The following is a 276-nucleotide window of genomic DNA, read 5'->3' on the forward strand; positions in this document are numbered from 1 at the left end:
CTTTCTCCAACTTTTTTTAATCCGAAACTAAAAGCCCGTTTTCCCACGTTTAAAAGTAAGCATGGCAGACAATCTAGCTATCATTGTGTCGGGATCAAAGTCATTGATGGCGCGATAAAAATCCCGAAAATCGCACCGATTGAAGCGCGTTTACATCGTGAAATTACGGGGGCGCTGAAAAGTATCACACTGAGCCGTAGCGCAACCGGAAAATACTATGCGTCACTACTCTGTGATGACGGGGTAGAAGCACCGGCAAAGCCAACATTGATATCA

At 44.9% G+C, this 276-nt stretch carries 1 pseudogene; it reads left to right on the forward strand.

Annotation, left to right across the window (positions count from 1 at the left end):
- A pseudogene (locus BHE89_RS01655) lies at window positions 1–276 on the forward strand (RNA-guided endonuclease TnpB family protein); the annotation flags it as partial.

Origin of the sequence: Shigella sp. FC1967 (genome assembly GCF_001743005.1) — a bacterium.
Classification (GTDB): domain Bacteria; phylum Pseudomonadota; class Gammaproteobacteria; order Enterobacterales; family Enterobacteriaceae; genus Proteus.